The sequence below is a fragment of the Acinetobacter sp. NIPH 2100 genome, assembly GCF_000369805.1.
Lineage (GTDB): Bacteria > Pseudomonadota > Gammaproteobacteria > Pseudomonadales > Moraxellaceae > Acinetobacter.
Genome location: NZ_KB850224.1, coordinates 1256298 through 1276022, shown reverse-complemented (window position 1 = coordinate 1276022; position 19725 = coordinate 1256298). Strand labels below are relative to the sequence as shown.

Below are 19725 nucleotides of genomic sequence, written 5' to 3'. Positions count from 1 at the left end.
TGATTTTGCAACAAATGCTACGAAATGTGACATCGAACTGTCATATTTCGAACTGTATGTTTTCTTTTTAAGCATTATTCAATTCAATTGTGACAACTTCATGAACATTTTATGACATTTTCTAAGTGACCCGATGAATCACTGTTCAAGCTTGCTGAAAATACGCGCTTTTACCTTGCATCTGTTACAATGCCCCTGCTTTTTATCTTGATCATTGACTGGGGTTCCTGAATGTCCACGCTTACCACCCTACAATCACTTCTTGCCCAACGTATCCTGATTATTGATGGTGCGATGGGAACGATGATTCAACGCCATAAATTAGAAGAAGAAGATTATCGTGGGGAACGTTTTGCAGATTGGGCATCAGACCTTAAAGGCAATAATGACTTATTGGTATTAACACAGCCGAAAATTATCCAGGGCATTCATGAAGCGTACTTGGATGCAGGTGCTGACATCATTGAAACCAATAGCTTTAACGGCACACGTGTTTCAATGTCGGACTATCACATGGAAGACCTCGTACCAGAGATCAACCGTGAAGCAGCTCGTTTAGCGCGTGCAGCATGTGACAAATACTCAACTCCGGACAAACCACGTTTTGTTGCCGGTGTACTTGGCCCAACCTCACGTACCTGTTCAATTTCACCGAATGTAAATGACCCTGCCTTCCGTAATATTAGCTTTGATGAGCTCAAAGAAAACTATATTGAAGCAACTCATGCGTTGATCGAAGGTGGTGCAGACATTCTATTGATCGAAACCGTATTCGATACCTTAAACTGTAAAGCAGCGATTTTTGCGGTCAAAGAAGTCTTCAAGCAAATTGGTCATGAATTGCCGTTGATGATTTCAGGCACCATCACCGATGCATCAGGTCGTACCTTAACCGGTCAAACCGCAGAAGCGTTTTGGAACTCGGTTCGCCACGGTGATTTACTCTCAATTGGTTTTAACTGTGCCTTGGGTGCAGACGCGATGCGTCCACACGTTAAAACGATTTCTGATGTTGCCGATACTTTTATTTCTGCCCATCCAAACGCAGGTTTACCAAATGCATTTGGTGAATATGACGAAACCCCAGAACAAACAGCGGAATTCATTAAAGAGTTTGCCGAAAGCGGTCTCATCAATATCACGGGTGGTTGTTGTGGTACCACGCCAGATCATATCCGTGCGATTTATAACGCAGTTAAAGATATCAAGCCGCGTCAAATCCCTGAAACCAAACCTGCCTGTCGTTTAAGTGGCTTAGAACCATTTAACATTTATGATGATTCACTATTCGTGAATGTCGGTGAACGTACCAACGTTACGGGTTCAAAAAAATTCCTACGCCTCATCCGTGAAGAGAAATTTGCCGAAGCTCTAGAAGTGGCTCAGCAACAAGTTGAAGCAGGTGCACAGATCATCGATATCAACATGGATGAAGGGATGCTCGATTCGCAAAATGCGATGGTGCATTTCCTCAACCTTGTCGCATCTGAACCAGATATTTCACGTGTACCGATCATGATTGACTCATCGAAATGGGAAATCATTGAAGCAGGCTTGAAATGTGTACAAGGTAAGCCCGTTGTCAACTCTATTTCCTTAAAAGAAGGTTATGACGAGTTTGTCGAAAAAGCACGCCTATGCCGCCAGTATGGTGCTGCGATTATTGTGATGGCCTTTGATGAAACGGGTCAAGCAGATACCGCTGCACGTAAACGTGAAATCTGTAAACGTTCTTATGATGTTTTAGTCAATGATGTCGGCTTCCCTGCTGAAGATATTATTTTTGACCCGAACGTGTTTGCCGTGGCAACAGGGATTGAAGAACATAATAACTATGGCGTCGATTTTATTGAAGCCACAGGCTGGATCAAACAGAACTTGCCGCATGCGATGATTTCGGGTGGTGTCTCTAACGTATCGTTCTCCTTCCGCGGTAATGAACCTGTGCGTGAAGCGATTCACTCTGTGTTCCTTTACCATGCCATCAAACAAGGCATGACTATGGGGATCGTGAACGCGGGTCAAATGGCGATTTACGATGATATTCCAAAAGAACTGAAAGAAGCCGTTGAAGATGTTGTTCTAAACCGGAACCAAGGTGAATCAGGTCAAAATGCCACAGAGAAACTGCTTGAAGTGGCAGAAAAATTCCGTGGTCATACGGGTGCACAACGTGAAGCTGAAAATCTAGAATGGCGTAACGAGTCGGTTGAAAAACGTCTTGAGTATGCCTTAGTCAAAGGTATCACCACGTATATTGATGAAGATACCGAAGAAGCACGCTTAAAGTCCAAACGTCCACTTGATGTGATTGAAGGTGCATTGATGGATGGTATGAACGTGGTCGGTGACTTGTTCGGCTCAGGTAAAATGTTCTTGCCGCAAGTGGTGAAATCTGCTCGTGTGATGAAGCAAGCCGTGGCATGGTTAAACCCGTACATCGAAGCTGAAAAAGGCAATGCACAATCTAAAGGTCGTGTTTTGATGGCGACCGTAAAAGGTGACGTACACGATATTGGTAAAAATATCGTAGGTGTGGTGTTGGGTTGTAACGGTTATGACATCGTTGACCTTGGCGTGATGGTGCCTGCGGAAAAAATCCTGCAAACAGCGATTGATGAAAAATGTGACATCATCGGTTTATCTGGTTTAATCACTCCATCTTTGGACGAAATGGTGTTTGTTGCCAAAGAAATGCAACGTAAAGGCTTTAACATCCCATTGTTGATTGGTGGTGCAACCACATCGAAAGCACATACCGCGGTGAAGATTGATCCGCAGTATCAAAATGATGCGGTGATTTATGTGGCCGATGCCTCGCGTGCGGTCGGTGTAGCAACTACTCTGCTCTCGAAAGAAATGCGTGGCAACTTTATTGCAGAACATCGTGCTGAATATGCCAAGATCCGTGAGCGTTTAGCCAACAAGCAACCGAAAGCAGCCAAACTTAGCTATGCCGAATCAATTGAAAATGGTTTCAAGGTGGATGATAACTATGTGCCACCAATTCCAAATAGTTTAGGCACGCAAGTCATTACCAATTATCCATTGGCGACCTTGGTTGAGTACTTTGACTGGACACCATTCTTTATTTCTTGGAGCTTGGCAGGTAAATTCCCGAAAATCCTGACAGATGAAGTGGTCGGTGAAGCGGCAACTGATTTGTATAACCAAGCGCAAGCGATGCTGAAAGACATTATCGGGAATAATCTTTTTGATGCGCGTGCTGTATTTGGTCTATACCCTGCACAACGTACAGCTGCGGATACCGTGAGCGTGTTTGATGAATCTGGTCAAAATGTTACGCATACTTTTGAGCATATTCGTCAGCAATCTGACAAAGTCACAGGCAAACCGAATTTATCTCTCGCGGACTTTATTAGTACTTCTAAAGACAATACCGATTATCTCGGTGGTTTCACTGTATCAATCTTTGGTGCGGAAGAACTGGCAAATGAATATAAAGCCAAAGGTGATGATTACTCAGCGATTCTGGTTCAGTCTTTGGCTGATCGTTTTGCCGAAGCTTTTGCCGAACATTTGCATGAGCGTATCCGTAAAGAGTTCTGGGGCTATAAAGCCGATGAGACTTTGGGCAATGAAGAATTGATCAAAGAGAAGTATGTCGGTATTCGTCCTGCACCAGGTTACCCTGCTTGCCCAGAGCATTCTGAGAAAGCAGTGTTATTTGATTGGTTAGGTTCGGAAGCGAAGATTGGTACTAAGTTGACTGAACACTTTGCCATGATGCCGCCATCTTCTGTCAGTGGTTTCTATTATTCACATCCTGAAAGTGAATACTTTAACGTGGGTAAGATTTCTCAAGATCAGCTTGAGGATTATGCAAAACGTAAAGGCTGGACACTGGATGAAGCGAAGCGTTGGTTAGCACCGAATTTAGATGATTCGATTGGTTGAGCTGTATATCATGAATCCCCCTAAATCCCCCTTTTTCAAAGGGGGACTTGCACGTATCTAATAAATTGCGTGACCGCTCCTCCCTTTTTCAAAGGGAGGTTGGGAGGGATTGAATTGATATTCCAAAAACATATACTTAGAATATACGCATCCTTAAAAATTAAAGTAAATAATGGCAATAATTAAAAATATTGATCTTGGTAGCCTAGAAAGTATTTGTAAAATTTTAGGTGATACAAATAATGGGATTTCAGGAACTGAAATTTCCAAATATCTGGCTGAAACAAATATCAAAGATCCACAATTAAACTCTACAAAATAGAAGCGTTTGTATGATGCTCTTAGTATCAAGCAAAGAGAAGATCGCTGTTCCAACAATGTTCTAGCATTTATTAAATATGTTCTACGCCCATCCCGACACATCCATAGAAAAGAATGGTTTAAAAATATAAGAACCGAACTAAATTATGTATTGTCATTTGAAGGCTTCGAACTAACTGAAAGTGGTGATATTAGAGCAACAGATAAAGTAAAAACTTTTTCTGAGGCTGAGGAACGAGCTCAAAATTTAAGAAAAACATTATTAGACCGAAAAATTCATTCTGACGTCCTTACTTTTTGCAAAGCTGAATTACTTGTCGATAATTATTTTCATGCTGTATTTGAAGCAACTAAAAGTATTGCAGAAAAAATTAGAATAAAAACTAACTTAACTACTGACGGTTCAGAATTAGTAGATCATGCTTTTTCATATAAAGGTAAAATTCCTTATTTAGCATTAAATAATCTAACAACTGAAAGTCATGAAAGCGAGCAAAAAGGATTCATGAATTTATTAAAAGGGGTTTTTGGAACTTTTAGAAACACTACAGCGCATGCTCCAAAAATAACATGGGAAATTAATGAACAAGATGCTCTTGATATTTTATCAATGATTTCTCTTATTCATCGAAAACTAGATAAAGCAGAAGAAGCTAAAAAAATATACGAAGGAAAATCTTAATCCTCCCCAACCCTCCTTTTAAAAGGAGGGAGTATCAGGAATCCAATATCTACATCCAATTCGCAATAAAGCCCCCCTTTGAAAAAAAGGATTTAGGGAGATTCTAACCTTTGTCGAACTACATAATAAACCTGCTCTACCACAGCATCAATTTCAGTCAAAATCTGAGGATTAGTAAATCTTAAAGTGATCAGTCCTAATTCACTTAAAGCATGATCACGATTTTGATCAGCTTCCAACCCTGTTTCGGTATAATGCTGCCCACCATCACATTCAATGACTAAATTTGCTGCGGGACAATAGAAGTCCACAATAAAATTTAGAATCGGCTTCTGTCTATAGAACTGCAATCCTAATATCTGTTTACGTCTGATTCTTTGCCATAACAATTGCTCAGCATCTGTCATATTACTTCTTAAATTTCGAGATGCTTGCTTTAGATTTTTATTATAAGGCTTCATCAATACCTACATTTAAAACAGACGTTCAACCTGATCCAAGTGTCTCTATCACAATACATAAACTCTATTTAGAACCTATACTATCTAAATATAGGCTCTCTCCTCCTACAACTCTTTATGCTTCTCAATCAAATCCTCAAGATTCTGATAAACATGTAAGACTCGATCTTTATGCGTTCGCGCGTTATCCAAACGCTGCTCAGGATCAACCAACAGTAAAGTATGACCATCATCTATCAAGCGATCTATGCCTTCCAAAAACATGCGTTTTCCGACATCATGAATTAGGGAAATCTGGGATAAATCAATCACGATGCTAGTGTTATCGTCTGGTTCACATTGCAATGTCCGTAACAACATTTCCGCTTCAGTAAATTTCAAGACTCCACGAAGTACATAAACACTCAAAGAAGCATCTTTTCCAGTGCGATAATGACTCTGCACAATGGTTTGTGCAGAAGGTGTCCCTTCCATCAAATGCAAGCCCATATCACGAGAAAGTCTTTCCAAGATATCAATGCCGCGCACACTATTGCCATGTTCATCGAGTCGAGGAGAAAAAGCCGCAATGCTCACCTGACCAGGTAACACGCCCAAGATTCCACCTGCCACGCCACTTTTAGCAGGAATGCCTACTGTTGTGAGCCAATCCCCTGCGGCATCGTACATACCACAGCTCATCATCACGCTCAGAACTTGACGTACCACAGCACGATTCAATAAGCGTTTTCCAGTTTTAGGATCAACCCCGCCATTGGCAAAAACACTGCCCATCCGCACCAGATCTTTGACCGTCACCAAGATAGAGCATTGACGAATATAACCATTCACAATATCAACAGGATCAGTTTCCAAAATTCCTACGGTACGCAACATATAACCGATCGAGAGATTGCGGTAAGCCGTTTTCACCTCAGACTCATACACCGCATGATCAAATTGCAGTTCACGTCCTGCCAGTTCACTCATAAATCGACGTAAAATTTCTGCGCCTGATAAGTCTTCTTTGACAGGAATGAGTGAATGCGTGGTGATGGCACCCGAATTAATCATCGGATTTTTAGGACGGCGATCTTTCCCCAATGAAATTTGATTAAACGCCTCGCCAGAAGGTTCAACACCGACTTTTTCTAATACCGCATCAATACCAAGCTGTTGAAGCACATAGGCATACGTGAAGGGTTTAGACATCGACTGAATGGTGAATTCAATCTCATCATCCCCAACGGAATAGATTTCACCATCGACGGTGGAGAGTGCCAATGCCAGTCGATTCGGATTGGCATTGGCTAACTCAGGAATATAATCAGCGAGATGCCCACTGTTATCGATATCACAGGCATCGATCACATGTGCCAAATAATCAGGAAGTGGAGTTTTCATGGTCATCTAGCCTTTGAATATTTCAAGTTTTAATTTACATAAGTCTTATAGTACAGAGTACGAATCATATTAAAATTATAGCTTTTGTAATGATTTAGAGTCACGATGCATTGCTAAAACCAAACCGAAGTGCTCACTAGTTATAAATATTAAGCGACTCGCTCGACGAATAGAATCCCATCCAAATGATCGACTTCATGCTGAACAATCCGTGCAGGAAAACCTTCAAAAGCCGTTTCAATGACTTCACCCTGTAAAGTGTAATAACGTACTTTGATTGCTTGCGCCCGTTCTACCTGTCCACGCTCATCGGGCACACTTAAACAACCCTCCTCGCCGAAACAAGACTCTTGAGAAAACGCCAAAATCTCTGGATTAACCATCACCACAGCATCCATTTCAGGTGCATCGGGATAACGTGGATTGGGGCGAGATGCCACAATAATTAATCGCTTTGAAATATAGACCTGCGGTGCTGCAATGCCGACCCCATTCCGTTCCAGCATGGTCGCATGCATGGCAGAAGCCAATTGCAATAGCCATTCACTGTTAAATTCCCCGTTCGCGACCGTAGCCGCTTTAATGTTTAAAATCTCTTCACCACGTTGTGCTACAGGTAGAATTACACTCATCCCACGCCCTTATCGTTATTTTGACCAAATAGTGAATATCATCGTATTGGATATTTTATCGCGTTACCATAATTTTCATTTAAGAATCTTGTCATAATATATTCGCGAAAAAAATAACGATGGCAAACCACAATGAATGCAACCCAACTATTTTTAGGTGTCATTTTTAGTTCGATTGGCTTAGGCTATTTTCTATATGGAAAGAAGCAGAAAATGACGGTACCTTTGGTCTGTGGCTTGGTCTTGATGCTCTTTACCTATTTTATCGATAGCACAGCGATGATCAGTATTATTGGTGTCATTCTCTCAGTTATTCCTTATTTTCTGCGCTTCTAAAAACAAAAAACTCCCCAAATGGAGAGTCTTTTATTTATTGAAAAATTAAAGGTGTTTCTTTAATTCATCTGCAACGATCTCGATTTCAAGTGTGCTGAATTTACGGATTTCACCTTCAGCATGCTTCTCTAACATACCGCCAATCAACGGCACTTTCACTTTAACCGTCCAGGTTAAAGAGATATTCACTTTTTCACTATCGCCTGTCACGCTACGCTCACCCTTCGCTTCCAAAGGCAGGTTTGCACCCAATTCAACTGTAGAGGTTAAGTTTTTCAAATGCGTCACATCAGCACGTTTTAAGCGGAATGCATTCTTTAATAATTTTTTTGCCACCTCTGGAATATTCACATCCAGATTATATTCACGGCGTAGCGTATAAATATCACCCTTAATATTCGACTCGATAATTTCCAAGTTCTCACCCGGAATGCGTTTACATACTGCTTCATGCAATGAAGTATCCGCCACCAGTCTTGAAAAGTCCTCAATTGAAACACCATGAATTGTTTCATTAACCGTAAATTGATGTGCCATTTTTAAATGTCCATTTCGTTTTATTAGGATTTCATCATTGTACAAAAGTATAGCACTCTCATTTACATCTCAAAATCTGATCAGGCAAAAATGGATGACTGCTCGGATTAGTTATTTTGATTGTAATGATGTCGCATACCTAATTTGACCGTGACGCGTTCGGTTCGGCTGATATACAGATAATGATCACCATATTCAATCACCGCATAAAATTGTTCTGCCCCATCATCCAATCCTGTTGCTGACCATGTCGTCCCTTGAGGAAACTCATCTAACCACGCGGCTTTGTAAAAATCGGAGACCGAGTCAAACGCCAGATAATGTTCTGGATCAGCCATGATTTTGGCTGCCATCTGATCAAATTTTTGTTGTTTAAATGCCTCTAAACTCAATAACACAAAGTTTCCTTATTCAGTCAAATACAGCTTAAATTTTGTGCTTCGATCTAAAGTTAATCTTAAGCCGAATTACAAAAATACAGTGATTTTCTTATCTCTCTATTTTGCTGAGGAATCTACTGTTTTTCTACATTATTTTCAGTTTTATCATCGCTTTTATGGATGCGCTGATTTGCTAGACCAGACTCAATATGTTATCAACTTGTTATGCTTTATATTTTTTACAACGATAAACTATAAGGAGTAAACATGTCTTATCAAAATATTTTAGTCCCTGTGGATGATTCTCCAATTTCCTATGCCGCAGTCGAACATGCACTTTCCCTAGCAAAATTATCAGGGGCAAAAGTGACCATTCTCAGCGTGGTTGCAGTTGACCCATTTGTTGGCGTAGATTTTTACCAAGTCGCACCTGCGATCACCGATCATTTTATGCAGGCCGAAGCACATGCCAAAACCCAGCTTCAAGATATCGCCCAATCTTTCGTACGTGATGGCATTCAAGTGACAACCAAAATTCATCATGGTGTTGCCAGTGAAGGTATTATCTTTGTTGCCGATGAGGTTGGTGCGGATTTGATTGTCATGGGTTCTCATGGGCGTACAGGGGTAAAACGTTTATTGCTGGGTAGTGTTGCCCGTGCCGTTTTAACCGAATCACATATTCCTGTGCTGATTGTGAAGCAATAACCGCTTGCTTTAATTCAAAAAACCTTGTGTCACAGCACAAGGTTTTTTTATTGGCTAAAATTGCGGATGTGACCGTTTCGCCCCCCATAATGAACATCTCCAACCCTATTCCACACCTGCAAAAGATGCTTCACTCAAGCATAGGCATTGCATTCACTTTCCAAAGAAAGCGAGAAAATGACCATCAATAAAAAGAGCGCTTTTAAGAATAAGACGTCGTTTTGCAAGGATGATAAATATGAAACTCAATCGAATTTTGATCGGTATATGTGGAATATGTGCCAGCACGTTTAACCATGCTGCCGCACTGGACCAGTCAGGACAATCTATACTGCCTTTTCTGGAAAATGGTAACTATGTCGAAGTCAGTGCCACAGCCGTTGATCCTGACATTTCGGGGAAAATTCGTAACCGCCCAGAACTGGTCAATGATCCGCAAAATCTCAACTCAGGCAATATGGGCAATAGCTTTCAATATTATGCTGCCGCGCTCAAGCTGCAACTGACCGACCGAATCAGCTTTGGTCTACTTTATGACCAGCCTTTTGGTGCCGATATTACTTATCCGATGCAGTCGAATAATACCTTTTCGGACAATGAGTTTACTCAGCAAGGTACATCGGTCAATGTCGACACCGAAAGTATCAGCATGATTTTGGGCGTGAGCCCTTTTAGCAATTTTCAACTGTATGGCGGTGCAGTCTATCAATCCGTCAAAGGTGATGTAGCACTGCGTGGTAATTCTTATAGCGAAGCCTTTAATGGTTATGATGCCAAATTTAAACAGGATCATGCTGTGGGTTGGTTAGCAGGTTTGAGTTATCAGATTCCAGATATTGCCTTAAAAGCCGCAGTCACCTATCGCTCCAAAATCGACCACGACATGCAAGTGACTGAGACCAAGTTCGGTCAACCTTTGGAAGCAACTACGCCAAGTAAAACCAAAATTTCGACCCCACAATCCGTGAATCTTGATTTTCAAACAGGTGTGTATAAAGACACGCTCGCCTATGCCAATGTCCGCTGGGTCAACTGGAAAGATTTCCATATTCGGCCGACTCAATTTGGTGCTGTTACAGAGTATCTCACTGGCGTAATAAGTGATGGTGCATATACAGGTGGTTTTGATTTAGACAGCTACCAAAAAGATCAGTGGACAGTCAATGTCGGACTTGGACATCAATTCACTGAGAAATGGAGTGCATCGACGGAAGTGAGCTGGGATTCAGGTACAGGCGATCCTGCATCCACCTTAAATCCGACTCAAGGCTCTTGGGGCGTGGGCGTAGGTGTTCAGTTTAATCCAGCACCAAACTACTTTATTGCAGGCGGGATTAAATACTTCTGGCTCGGTGATGTCGTTGCCGAAGATGGTACCTATTACATTCCTGTACCAGGGATTAAACCGATTGCTGAACAGGCCGACTTTAAAGATAACAGTGCCATCGGCTATGGTTTGAAAATTGGTTATCGTTTTTAAAGTATAGATTCAATCAAATATTCAGCCATGTAGGAACATACACTGTTTCCACATGGCTATCTCCTAGTATCAAATACACGGATTAGATTAGAATCTCAGCAGCATTATTCTTATAACCCATTTGATCTCTAGGAAAAACCAATGAAAAAAACATTGCTTGCCTTTTCTTTGCTTATATTGAGCCTATTCCTGCCTGTAGCGGCTTTTGCCAATTCAACTGATCCCAAAGAAAGCATGGATATTTTTATTGGCACCTTAACCATAAAAGATAAAAAAGCTATTTTGACGCGATGTGATATTGCAGCAAATGAATATGTTCTCAAAGATGCAGCCTGGTCTCAGGAAAAGGCTGTATCACGCTTTCTATCTAAAGCGACAAAACTCAAACAGCCGATTTATGCAGAAGTGATTGCGGCATATCAAAGCGAAAAAGACATCAATGTTTTACTGGTCGATTCCATTGACAATCTGACTGAAGCGAAAAGCTGCCATTTGAGCGATTTATTTTAAAACTCAAAATACACGGCAGGCTTTTGGGTTGAATCTTGATGATTAAAGTTCAATTATTCACTAAAAGTTTGCCATGACTCAAAAGCATGGTTGCTATACAGCTTTAGCTCGGAAAACTGAGGAATAATCGCTTCACTTTGTGTGGGTCTTAAAAATACAAAATCATCGACCTGAATATCACAATCCTTCGGCACATTGACCAACTCCTGATTACTGCTACGCCCATACAACGCATGCGTATGCGCTTGGGCAGGATAGACATAATCAGCCAGCCAATAGCCCCCATAAATAAACAGCGCTTTGCATTTATGCGGCAATTTATCCAGTAAAGACATCGAAGGAAGCTGAGTAAACGGCAGGATTTTTAACACAGGTGCTGCGATCCATAAAGCAGGTTGTAATGCGCTTAAAAAATCACTGTCAAAATCACTCGGTTTGAGCAACATTGAACCAAAAGACAAATCATTACAGACACTTTCAGTCGTATGAAAACTAAAGGTTGGACTGCCGCCACCATTAAAACAAAGTTCATTATTCCATAAGGCTGGGAACTGTTTTTGAATCAACTTTTGGTAATTGGCATAGGTCTGCTGCGAGCTTTGATAAGCCAGTTCAGGTTTTTTAATAATGGCAGGAATTTTACTGACATGCGCATCATAGCCCATCAAACCAGAGAGTTTTAAATACTGCGGATATTGTTGAATCAGCTTTAATATTTCAGTTAGTTGCGCTGTCGATTGCACTCCACCACGATGTAAACCAACATCAATCTCAATATTCACATGCAAACATAGAGCATAGAGCTGGGCAATCTCGATATATTGCTGTAAGCGTTGTTTGGTATCAACCAGCCACTGAATGTTGGCATTTGACCATTCAGCATGCTGTTCAAAAAATTGACGAACCGCTTCGGCAGGCATCGGTTTGCCTAACAGGATATCAGCTTCGGCAAAATTTTCTAAGATTGAAATAATATGCGGTTGATGGAACACCATAAAGCGTTGTGTATTGATCTGTTCAGATAACACCTTGAGTAAATCTAGACTGGCTAAAGACTTTACTACCAAGCGTGCTTTTAAGTGTTTGGCATGAGCAAGACGAATTTGAACATGCTGGATATTTTGTTTTAAAGCCGCTTCATCGACGATCAGTTGCGGTGTAGCAATCCCCTGTTTTTTTAGGTCGAGATTGAGTTGCTTAAAATAATGATCCAACATGGCGATACCTTTTTTCAATCCAAGAAAATTTACATACAATTTGATACGCTTCTCAGGGTGGAACCAAATTCAGTCCAGTTGAAAGCTTTACTCTTAATTGGATGAGAACTCGATATGACTCCGTTAAGCACTTTCAACGCATAAAAAATTCTTCTTAACCTAAAAACAACTTTTCCAGATAGGGATTTAAAAACTTGGCTTCTGGGTCAAGCTGCTGACGCAAAGCCATAAAATCATCCCACTTTGGATATAAAGCACGAAGCTGGGTCGTGGTCATATGATGCATTTTACCCCAATGCGGACGACCCTGATATTTCTGCAAGATCGGTTCAACCACATCAAAAATCAAACGCGGATCTTGTTTATGGTATTGATGCACCGAGATAGAAATCGAATCCTGCTGATAAAAAGGACTGAGCCAAATATCATCCCCCTTCACAAAGCGAAATTCGAGCGGAAAAAAAGTCGCAACCTTATTGGCCCTTAAGGCATGCAATACTTCATCCAAACATTCAATTCCACGATCAACTGGAATCTGATATTCCATTTCATTGAACTTGGTATTACGAGGCGTTGGGAAGATTGTGCTCGACCAATCCACATAGCTCGTCGGTTTAACAAAGATTCCCAATAGCTTCTGTAAATACGGATTTAATGAAGGAAAGTTTTTGGTCAGCTCAGAACATAATGTCAGCAAGGTATCATCGGAAGGGAAATTCTCCTTCCGTGGCAGAATTTCCTCATCGGTCTCATCCAATGTTTTTAACATCAACTGCTTTTCATAGGAAAATACAAAACACTCAATATGCCGATGCTGATGCTTCCATTGCTGAATATGCTGCATCATGTCCTCTACAGGACAAAGTTCAATATGTTCTTTTAACTTATAGCGTGGGCGATTCTGCATGGTGATCTGAGTCAAAATGCCCAAGCTACCCAAAGAAACACGTCCAGCGGCAAAAATTTCAGCATGTTCAGTACGACTGCATTTCAAGATTTCACCTGAAGCTGTCAGTAGCTCAAAAGCTTCAACATAGGCCGAAATACAATGCAAATCTGCCCCAGTCCCATGTGTGCCCGTAGACACCGCACCCGCCAGACTTTGCTGATCAATATCGCCCTGATTCATCAGGGCTTGGTCAATTTGCTGCTGTTTTAAATGTTGATCCAAATCATACAAACGTGTGCCTGCATAGATACTGCTTTGACATCGATCAATATCAGTCGATGCAATTCCGGCAATATGATCCAGAGACAATAAGGTGGCATCGGTACAGACCAACGGCGTAAATGAATGTCCTGCACCCAATACCCGTATTTTTTGATGTTCTCGCACAATGGTCTGTAGTTCTTGAATATGGGCAGGTCGAAGAATCTGTTGCGGCCTGGCTTTTTGAAAGCCAGACCAATTTGACCAGATACCTTGTTTTAGATCGCTCATACTGCCTCTCCTTGGCTGACGGCAGTTTTTAAATTGCCATGATTCGTGCGTTTTGCGAGTTCTTGTTTTGGAATGGGTTGCGGCCGTGTCATTTCATCGTAATGACGTTTATGTTTTTCTAATAATAATTGTTCTGTTAAATCTTTGAATTTGCTCTGACAAGCGGCCAAGGTCCATTGCCCGAATAAGGTATGTCCACCCTCATAGGCCTGTTCTTGATATTCTTCATAGGTGGTGACATAACCCATATAATCATTGCAGTATGAAGCGAACCAAACTTTTTCAATTGAAGTCTGTGCAGCAAGCGTCTGTTTCACTGTAGCCACAACACGTTGCCCAGCAATCGTAGTAAATTCTCCCGGACAACATATCAGTGCCAAAGATCCTAATCGCACAATTTGTAAGGGAACAACGTTCGGCACTAAAGGACTGTCCTGAATCGCGCCTGCTTTGACTTGTCGATTCATCTCGGCAATCAATGGATCAAGAATACTGGGTGGAAAGCCAATGGGCTGGCCTAAAATCTTTTTAGCGCCTGCTTCCAATACAATCTGCTTTGGTCCTTGTGAAGCATACAGCTGCTGATCAGCAATAAAATCTGCTGAATTTGAATTTTTAAGTTTATGTTTACGCAGTTGATCCGCTAAAAATTGCATCCCCATAATGAATGGTTTGGGCGCACCTAAACCATCCACAGGCGTACCTGCAAAAAATGCAGTGCCGTGACAAGGCTGACTGGTTTTGGCATCATGCTGTCCATAGGCAAATTCAGCAGGAATCTCAATATTACTCAGATCAACATAGGACAAAACGGCATCAATCTTGCCTTCAACTTTTTCCAGATTTTTAGAAATATCCTGCTGTAAAGCCGTCAAAGCCAATTCACTTTGATAACGTCCATTTTGTTGTGCGTATTGATACTCCTGCTCACCTTTAATCTGACGACGAATCTTAAGCTGGTCTTTACCATGAAAATGCGGCGATACATCCCCAGCGGTGGCTTGGGCAAAAATTGCTACAGGATTTTGAATGCCTTGTTGGGTTAAAGCCTGCTCTGAAAATGCAGCCGCATAACCTTTATTATCGCCATCATATGCTTTTAAGGTGTTTCCCAAACAGGTGGCATGTACACCAAAGAAAGAAATAAAGGACTGTAATTTCTGTTCACGATAAAAACCAATCAGTTGCATTTCTCGGTTTAATGCCAAATGCGTTTCAGCTACGGAATGTATTCGCACTTCTGGATTTCGGTTATAGGCTTTAATTGAACGATTCCATGCGACAGGTGTTTGTTCAGGAAAATGCTGTGTGCTGGTAAAAATTTCAGTATCTTGTTCTACCGCAATCGCATGCTCAATACTCAGTACAATCGCTTCAACAATGGCATCTAAATGTTCAGGTACAAAACCTGGTGTCGGCATATTATACAAAGCCTCATGCGCGCAGCCGCCTGGCCCTGAATGGGTGTGCGTTGCCGTTAATACCAATTGATTTTCATCAAATGTCGAGCCTAATCGTTCAGTTAATTGCGCGACTGTTTGGCTACGCATAGCATGGGTAATACAGCCTAAATCAAGACAACAGATCAGTAGTCGATTGCCGTGTTGATCGACAATGCTCAGACTACGGGCAAATAATGCCGTGCGCTGCTCATAGGCACGATGAGACCATTGCCCATAACCAAACATGGCATAGCCTTTCGGTGTTATTTTAATTTGCTGTTTATCCCAACCCACCTGATACATTGGCGCTTTCCTTTCCCAATTCTTTTTCTAACTGTGTTAAAGCATGTTGAAAGTTAATCAAAATTATGCGATACCCAACAGGGTTAAAGGAACTTTTATTTGGGGGGCAAAACGGACTTATGCCTAAACACAGCATCTATCACAATGACCAACAACAGTTTATTCCACCCACGATTTTAGCTAGTCTGATTCACTACGCTGAACAACAGCAGTGGGAATATGCCGTCTGGTTTCAGGATTCTGGTCTGGATATTACTCAAATTCGGCAAACCCAAGGCGTTGTTCGTTTCCCACAGCTTTGCGATGTTGTGCGTCAAGCCATTGCAGCCTATCAACAACCCGACCTCGGCTTAAAACTTGGAAGTAGTGAAGGCTTGATTTCAATGGGAATTTTAGGTTTTGCCATGCAATCATGCAAAACCGTGGCTGATGCTTTAGACATTGCGCTGCGTTACCATCGTATTTCTGGCAGCGTGCTCAATATCAACTTTAGTCTCCAAACAGATATCTGTGAGCTGGAAGTGACTGAGTCTCACCCATGCGCTGATTTGAAAGCCTTCTTTTATGATGAATTATTCAGCAGCATCATCACCTGTTTAAACGCAATGCTGGGCGATCATGATGATGTGATCAGTCTTGAACTCAGCTATTTTCCCAACCAATACCAAGAACAATATAAAACTATTTTTGGCTGCCCGATTCAATTTAACAGTCCTAAAAATATCATCCGCTTTAATACCAGTATGTTGCAACGTGGCTTAAAGAATTACAGCCCAGCCAACTATGCAACTGCCATCCAAATCTGTGAGCAGGCCCTAAAAGAAATTGATCAGCTCAATCAGGTGGGCTATGTGCATTTACTCGATCATTTAATTGAACAGCAATTACCTGAACGTTTCGAGATGCAGCAAGCTGCTGAGCATTTACGTATCAGTGAACGCCATCTAAGACGGCAATTATTATTGGAAGGTCTGAGTTTTCAACAAATTCGGCAAAATGTACTGGAACGTAAAGCAAAGCAACTCCTTGAACAAAACCTGTCCATGAGTGAGATCAGCCTACAACTGGGTTTTAGTGAGCTCCGCGAATTCCGACGTGCCTTTAAACGCTGGACGGGACAAGCCCCTTCGGTTTATAAACAAGAGACTCACCTGACTTAAATGATTAATTCGCAATGCCTACCTAGATAAAATGAACATATCTCAGGAATTACTTGTGCTACAGGTCATCCACAACCTGCGTGAAATTAATCAGATGCTATTTCTGCGATTAATTTAAAGAGATACCGAAAGAAGACAGGTTTTGTGGATGACAATGGTTTTGGTTACTTTTGCCAAAACAAAAGTAACTCCAGCTGAAGGCTTATCCAAAAATAAGATGAGATCTCTGAAAGATTCCATCGAAGCAAAAAATTAAAACTAAATTCTAACTTGCTGCTTGATAAAACGGCACATCACCATTAATCGTGGCACGATGCATAATTCGATGCGCATCCCCATAATCAAATAAAGCCTTGTGCTGTGTGCAACGATTATCCCAAATCGCCACATCACCCGCTTGCCACTGCCAACGCAAATGGAACTGCTCATTGGTGGCATGTGCAAATAAATATTGCAACAACTCAGCACTTTCCGTCTCATCCAATTCATTAATACGCGTGGTAAATCCTTCGCTGACAAACAAAATTGGCTGACCTGTGACTGGATGCGTTCTCACCACAGGGTGAATAACAGGTGGATTGCGCTTAAAGGTTTCTTCCAGTTTTTTACGCTCAACATCATTATGCGCAAAACGCTCAATTGGGAAAGACTGACGAATATCATGCGTTGCGGTTAAGCCTTTTAACTTCTTCTGTAAGTCTTGATCTAGCGCAGCAAATGCAGCTGCCCCACTCGACCATAGCGTATCGCCACCTACAGGCGGAATCTTAATCGCTTGCAATACACAGCCCAATGGTGGTTTTTGGCTAAAGGTCACATCGGTATGCCAAAGTTCATTGTCACGTAAATCCAGTTTCCAGCTGTCCAGTACAATGATTTCGGGTACATTAGCAACTGATGGATAGATCGGATGAATATGCAAAGAACCAAAGCCACGTGCCAGTTCAGCTTGAGCGTGTGGTGCAAGTTGCTGGTTACGAAAGAAAATAACATGGTGATCAAGCAATGCTTGTTGAATTTGTTGTGCGGTATGTTCATCAGCCGTATTTAAATCAACATCGTGAATAATCGCACCGATTGTTGGTTTAATCATTTCAATATTTAACGTCATCTCTAACTCTCTCATCTTTACCATTTGCACTTACAGCTGTTGACCATACCAAGGAGATAATTGCTTCTGTAACCAACGCAAGAATAATTCAAAACTGACTGCGACAATCGCAATCACAATAATACCAAGTACCACAGTATCGGTAATCAGGAACTGGGCCGCTGACTGCACCATAAAACCGATACCACGATCTGCCGCGACTAATTCTGATGCCACTAAGGTTGACCAACCCACACCTAAACCAATGCGAATCCCCGTTAAAATATGCGGTAACGCAGTCGGCAAAATCACATGCCAAAATACTTGTGACTGGCTCGCCCCTAATGATAAGGCTGCACGTTCACGATTGAGCTGATGGCTAAGCACACCATGCGTACTGCTAATAATCACAGATGCAAGGATGGAAAAGAAAATCAAAAGTACTTTGGTGGTTTCACCAATCCCGAACCAGATCACCAATAATGGCAAATACGCTAACGGTGGAATCGGACGCAATAATTCAACCAATGGATCAAGTACCGCACGGACCCATTTGTTCAACCCCATCCATAAACCTAAAGGCACGCCAATCGCGATCGCTGCAACAAGTGCCAGCAAAACACGCGAGATACTCGCCGCCAAGTGCTGCCATAAGGTTGCTTTCATAAAGCCTTGTTGGCTGACTTCAAGGAACTTTTGCCATACCGCTTGTGGGCTCGGCAGAAATAAACTTGGGACAATTTTTAATGCAGTGATCAAGTACCAAATGATCAAGACACTCAATACGCTCGATAAACTCAACACCAAACTACGATGGCGAGCAATAAAAGACGCTACTGCATTTACAACTGAGCCTGACGGCTTGTCAGATTGTTGATGCTCATCTGCCTTGCTTAGCTCATAGGCCGTATTTTTCGCTTGACCCGTCATACAGCCACCTCATGCCCTGCCAGTTTCTGCACCCGTAAACGTTCAAACAAGTGTTCACGTAATTGAATAAATTTCGGATCTGATTTAATTGTACGAATCGATTCGCCCTGCTTATAACGGTCAGCAAAATCCAGTTTTAAAGTTTCGACAATCTTGCCAGGTCGGGCAGTCATCAACACCAATTGATTGCTCAGTAACAAAGCTTCTTCGATGTCATGCGTGATCAAGAAGAACGACTTATTTTGCTCAATCCATAAATCCAGAACCAGCTGTTGCATGGTTTCACGGGTAAATGCATCTAAGGCAGCAAAGGGCTCATCCAACAAAATAAAGGCTGCATGGCTCACCAATGCACGTGCAATACCGACACGTTGCTTCATACCACCCGACAATTCCCAAATATTGGCTTGAGCAACATGGCTTAAACCCACAATTTTCAAGATTGCATCAACTTGCTGCTGAATCTCTTGCGCTTTCAAACCTTTGAGCTGTAAAGCAAAACCAATATTTTCAGAGACATTTAACCATGGTAGTAAAGCATGATCTTGAAACACCACCGCACGGCGTGCGTCAGGTGCAGTCACGACTTCATGATCCAGTTTAATCTGACCTGAACTCGGTTTTTGGAACCCGGCCAGAATATTCAGCAAGGTGGTTTTCCCACAACCCGACTCACCCAAAATCACAGTCAAAGTCCCTTCTTCAATCTTCAGATTAATATCTTGAAGTACAGGCACCGTCTGCTTTGGAAAAGTTAAATGAAGATGCTCGGCAGCTAATACGCTCATTTCGAT

General features: G+C 41.7%; 19 protein-coding genes. 8 read left to right on the top strand and 11 right to left on the bottom strand.

Annotation, left to right across the window (positions count from 1 at the left end; translation table 11 throughout):
- The first annotated feature begins 231 nt into the window (after positions 1-231).
- From metH to F887_RS12135, 3 genes are all read left to right on the top strand, one after another.
- Positions 232-3918 carry a methionine synthase gene (metH, locus tag F887_RS12130; protein WP_005292744.1) on the top strand — a complete coding sequence of 1229 codons (3687 nt, stop codon included), beginning with the start codon at positions 232-234 and terminating at the stop codon, positions 3916-3918.
- Positions 3919-4090: 172 nt separating this feature from the next.
- Positions 4091-4240 (top strand): hypothetical protein, encoded by a 150-nt coding sequence (locus tag F887_RS18770; protein ID WP_005292742.1) that lies wholly within the window; start codon positions 4091-4093, stop codon positions 4238-4240.
- Between the two features lie 6 nt (positions 4241-4246).
- The gene (locus F887_RS12135; protein WP_005292738.1) at positions 4247-4921 is read left to right on the top strand and encodes a TIGR02391 family protein; all 675 of its coding nucleotides are present in this window, start codon (positions 4247-4249) and stop codon (positions 4919-4921) included.
- Positions 4922-5013: 92 nt separating this feature from the next.
- Here F887_RS12135 and F887_RS12140 read toward each other — a convergent pair whose 3' ends face one another.
- From F887_RS12140 to def, 3 genes are all read right to left on the bottom strand, one after another.
- Positions 5014-5382: an endonuclease domain-containing protein gene (locus tag F887_RS12140; RefSeq protein ID WP_005292736.1), complete on the bottom strand. Its 369-nt coding sequence runs from the start codon at positions 5380-5382 to the stop codon at positions 5014-5016.
- Between the two features lie 105 nt (positions 5383-5487).
- Positions 5488-6765, bottom strand: a complete 1278-nt coding sequence (locus tag F887_RS12145; protein WP_005292734.1) for a glutaminase — start codon at positions 6763-6765, stop codon at positions 5488-5490.
- 149 nt (positions 6766-6914) lie between these two features.
- On the bottom strand, positions 6915-7397 hold the full coding sequence (def, locus tag F887_RS12150) for a peptide deformylase (protein WP_005292733.1): 483 nt from the start codon (positions 7395-7397) through the stop codon (positions 6915-6917).
- Between the two features lie 132 nt (positions 7398-7529).
- Between def and F887_RS12155 the strand changes: the two genes are divergently transcribed.
- On the top strand, positions 7530-7733 hold the full coding sequence (locus F887_RS12155; RefSeq protein ID WP_005292732.1) for a hypothetical protein: 204 nt from the start codon (positions 7530-7532) through the stop codon (positions 7731-7733).
- 45 nt (positions 7734-7778) lie between these two features.
- Here F887_RS12155 and F887_RS12160 read toward each other — a convergent pair whose 3' ends face one another.
- Together F887_RS12160 and F887_RS12165 are read right to left on the bottom strand one after the other, a co-directional pair.
- Positions 7779-8270: a DUF2505 family protein gene (locus F887_RS12160; RefSeq protein ID WP_005292731.1), complete on the bottom strand. Its 492-nt coding sequence runs from the start codon at positions 8268-8270 to the stop codon at positions 7779-7781.
- A 107-nt stretch (positions 8271-8377) separates the two neighbouring features.
- Complete coding sequence (locus tag F887_RS12165) at positions 8378-8668, bottom strand: hypothetical protein (protein WP_005292728.1); 291 nt, start codon at positions 8666-8668, stop codon at positions 8378-8380.
- Positions 8669-8917: 249 nt separating this feature from the next.
- On the opposite strand from F887_RS12165, the gene F887_RS12170 reads away from it, so the two are divergent.
- The 3 genes from F887_RS12170 to F887_RS12180 all read left to right on the top strand — a co-directional run bounded on the left by F887_RS12170 (position 8918) and on the right by F887_RS12180 (position 11348).
- Complete coding sequence (locus tag F887_RS12170) at positions 8918-9358, top strand: universal stress protein (RefSeq protein WP_004805552.1); 441 nt, start codon at positions 8918-8920, stop codon at positions 9356-9358.
- 238 nt (positions 9359-9596) lie between these two features.
- The gene (locus F887_RS12175; protein WP_005292726.1) at positions 9597-10838 is read left to right on the top strand and encodes an OmpP1/FadL family transporter; all 1242 of its coding nucleotides are present in this window, start codon (positions 9597-9599) and stop codon (positions 10836-10838) included.
- Positions 10839-10979: 141 nt separating this feature from the next.
- Complete coding sequence (locus tag F887_RS12180) at positions 10980-11348, top strand: hypothetical protein (RefSeq protein WP_005292724.1); 369 nt, start codon at positions 10980-10982, stop codon at positions 11346-11348.
- Between the two features lie 53 nt (positions 11349-11401).
- On the opposite strand, the gene F887_RS12185 is transcribed toward F887_RS12180, so the two are convergent.
- From F887_RS12185 to F887_RS12195, 3 genes are all read right to left on the bottom strand, one after another.
- The gene (locus tag F887_RS12185) at positions 11402-12565 is read right to left on the bottom strand and encodes an alanine racemase (protein WP_005292719.1); all 1164 of its coding nucleotides are present in this window, start codon (positions 12563-12565) and stop codon (positions 11402-11404) included.
- Positions 12566-12719: 154 nt separating this feature from the next.
- On the bottom strand, positions 12720-14006 hold the full coding sequence (locus tag F887_RS12190) for a D-arabinono-1,4-lactone oxidase (RefSeq protein ID WP_005292717.1): 1287 nt from the start codon (positions 14004-14006) through the stop codon (positions 12720-12722).
- Entirely contained in the window at positions 14003-15751 is a 1749-nt protein-coding gene (locus F887_RS12195) for a neutral/alkaline non-lysosomal ceramidase N-terminal domain-containing protein (protein ID WP_005292714.1), read from the bottom strand. The genes F887_RS12190 and F887_RS12195 overlap by 4 nt, the downstream gene beginning before the upstream one ends.
- Positions 15752-15816: 65 nt before the next feature.
- Here F887_RS12195 and F887_RS12200 point away from each other — a divergent pair, with 65 nt between their 5' ends.
- Positions 15817-16911, top strand: coding sequence for an AraC family transcriptional regulator (locus tag F887_RS12200; protein ID WP_005292712.1), 1095 nt, complete (start codon positions 15817-15819; stop codon positions 16909-16911).
- Positions 16912-17176: 265 nt separating this feature from the next.
- On the opposite strand, the gene tauD is transcribed toward F887_RS12200, so the two are convergent.
- Genes tauD through F887_RS12215 form a run of 3 tightly spaced genes read right to left on the bottom strand, consistent with a single transcriptional unit; the run spans position 17177 to position 19719 of the window.
- Positions 17177-18022: a taurine dioxygenase gene (gene tauD / locus F887_RS12205; protein WP_005292710.1), complete on the bottom strand. Its 846-nt coding sequence runs from the start codon at positions 18020-18022 to the stop codon at positions 17177-17179.
- A gap of 30 nt (positions 18023-18052) precedes the next feature.
- Positions 18053-18931, bottom strand: a complete 879-nt coding sequence (tauC, locus tag F887_RS12210) for a taurine ABC transporter permease TauC (RefSeq protein ID WP_005292708.1) — start codon at positions 18929-18931, stop codon at positions 18053-18055.
- Positions 18928-19719 (bottom strand): taurine ABC transporter ATP-binding protein, encoded by a 792-nt coding sequence (locus F887_RS12215; RefSeq protein ID WP_005292705.1) that lies wholly within the window; start codon positions 19717-19719, stop codon positions 18928-18930. The genes tauC and F887_RS12215 overlap by 4 nt, the downstream gene beginning before the upstream one ends.
- Positions 19720-19725 lie beyond the last annotated feature (6 nt).

Bases quoted from the DNA above. Each gene is read 5' to 3' on its own strand.
- metH (WP_005292744.1), top strand. From the start codon at position 232: ATGTCCACGCTTACCACCCTACAATCACTTCTTGCCCAACGTATCCTG.
- F887_RS18770 (WP_005292742.1), top strand. From the start codon at position 4,091: ATGGCAATAATTAAAAATATTGATCTTGGTAGCCTAGAAAGTATTTGT.
- F887_RS12140 (WP_005292736.1), bottom strand. From the start codon at position 5,382: ATGAAGCCTTATAATAAAAATCTAAAGCAAGCATCTCGAAATTTAAGA.
- F887_RS12145 (WP_005292734.1), bottom strand. From the start codon at position 6,765: ATGAAAACTCCACTTCCTGATTATTTGGCACATGTGATCGATGCCTGT.
- def (WP_005292733.1), bottom strand. From the start codon at position 7,397: ATGAGTGTAATTCTACCTGTAGCACAACGTGGTGAAGAGATTTTAAAC.
- F887_RS12155 (WP_005292732.1), top strand. From the start codon at position 7,530: ATGAATGCAACCCAACTATTTTTAGGTGTCATTTTTAGTTCGATTGGC.
- F887_RS12160 (WP_005292731.1), bottom strand. From the start codon at position 8,270: ATGGCACATCAATTTACGGTTAATGAAACAATTCATGGTGTTTCAATT.
- F887_RS12170 (WP_004805552.1), top strand. From the start codon at position 8,918: ATGTCTTATCAAAATATTTTAGTCCCTGTGGATGATTCTCCAATTTCC.
- F887_RS12175 (WP_005292726.1), top strand. From the start codon at position 9,597: ATGAAACTCAATCGAATTTTGATCGGTATATGTGGAATATGTGCCAGC.
- F887_RS12180 (WP_005292724.1), top strand. From the start codon at position 10,980: ATGAAAAAAACATTGCTTGCCTTTTCTTTGCTTATATTGAGCCTATTC.
- F887_RS12185 (WP_005292719.1), bottom strand. From the start codon at position 12,565: ATGTTGGATCATTATTTTAAGCAACTCAATCTCGACCTAAAAAAACAG.
- F887_RS12190 (WP_005292717.1), bottom strand. From the start codon at position 14,006: ATGAGCGATCTAAAACAAGGTATCTGGTCAAATTGGTCTGGCTTTCAA.
- F887_RS12195 (WP_005292714.1), bottom strand. From the start codon at position 15,751: ATGTATCAGGTGGGTTGGGATAAACAGCAAATTAAAATAACACCGAAA.
- F887_RS12200 (WP_005292712.1), top strand. From the start codon at position 15,817: ATGCGATACCCAACAGGGTTAAAGGAACTTTTATTTGGGGGGCAAAAC.
- tauD (WP_005292710.1), bottom strand. From the start codon at position 18,022: ATGACGTTAAATATTGAAATGATTAAACCAACAATCGGTGCGATTATT.
- tauC (WP_005292708.1), bottom strand. From the start codon at position 18,931: ATGACGGGTCAAGCGAAAAATACGGCCTATGAGCTAAGCAAGGCAGAT.
- F887_RS12215 (WP_005292705.1), bottom strand. From the start codon at position 19,719: ATGAGCGTATTAGCTGCCGAGCATCTTCATTTAACTTTTCCAAAGCAG.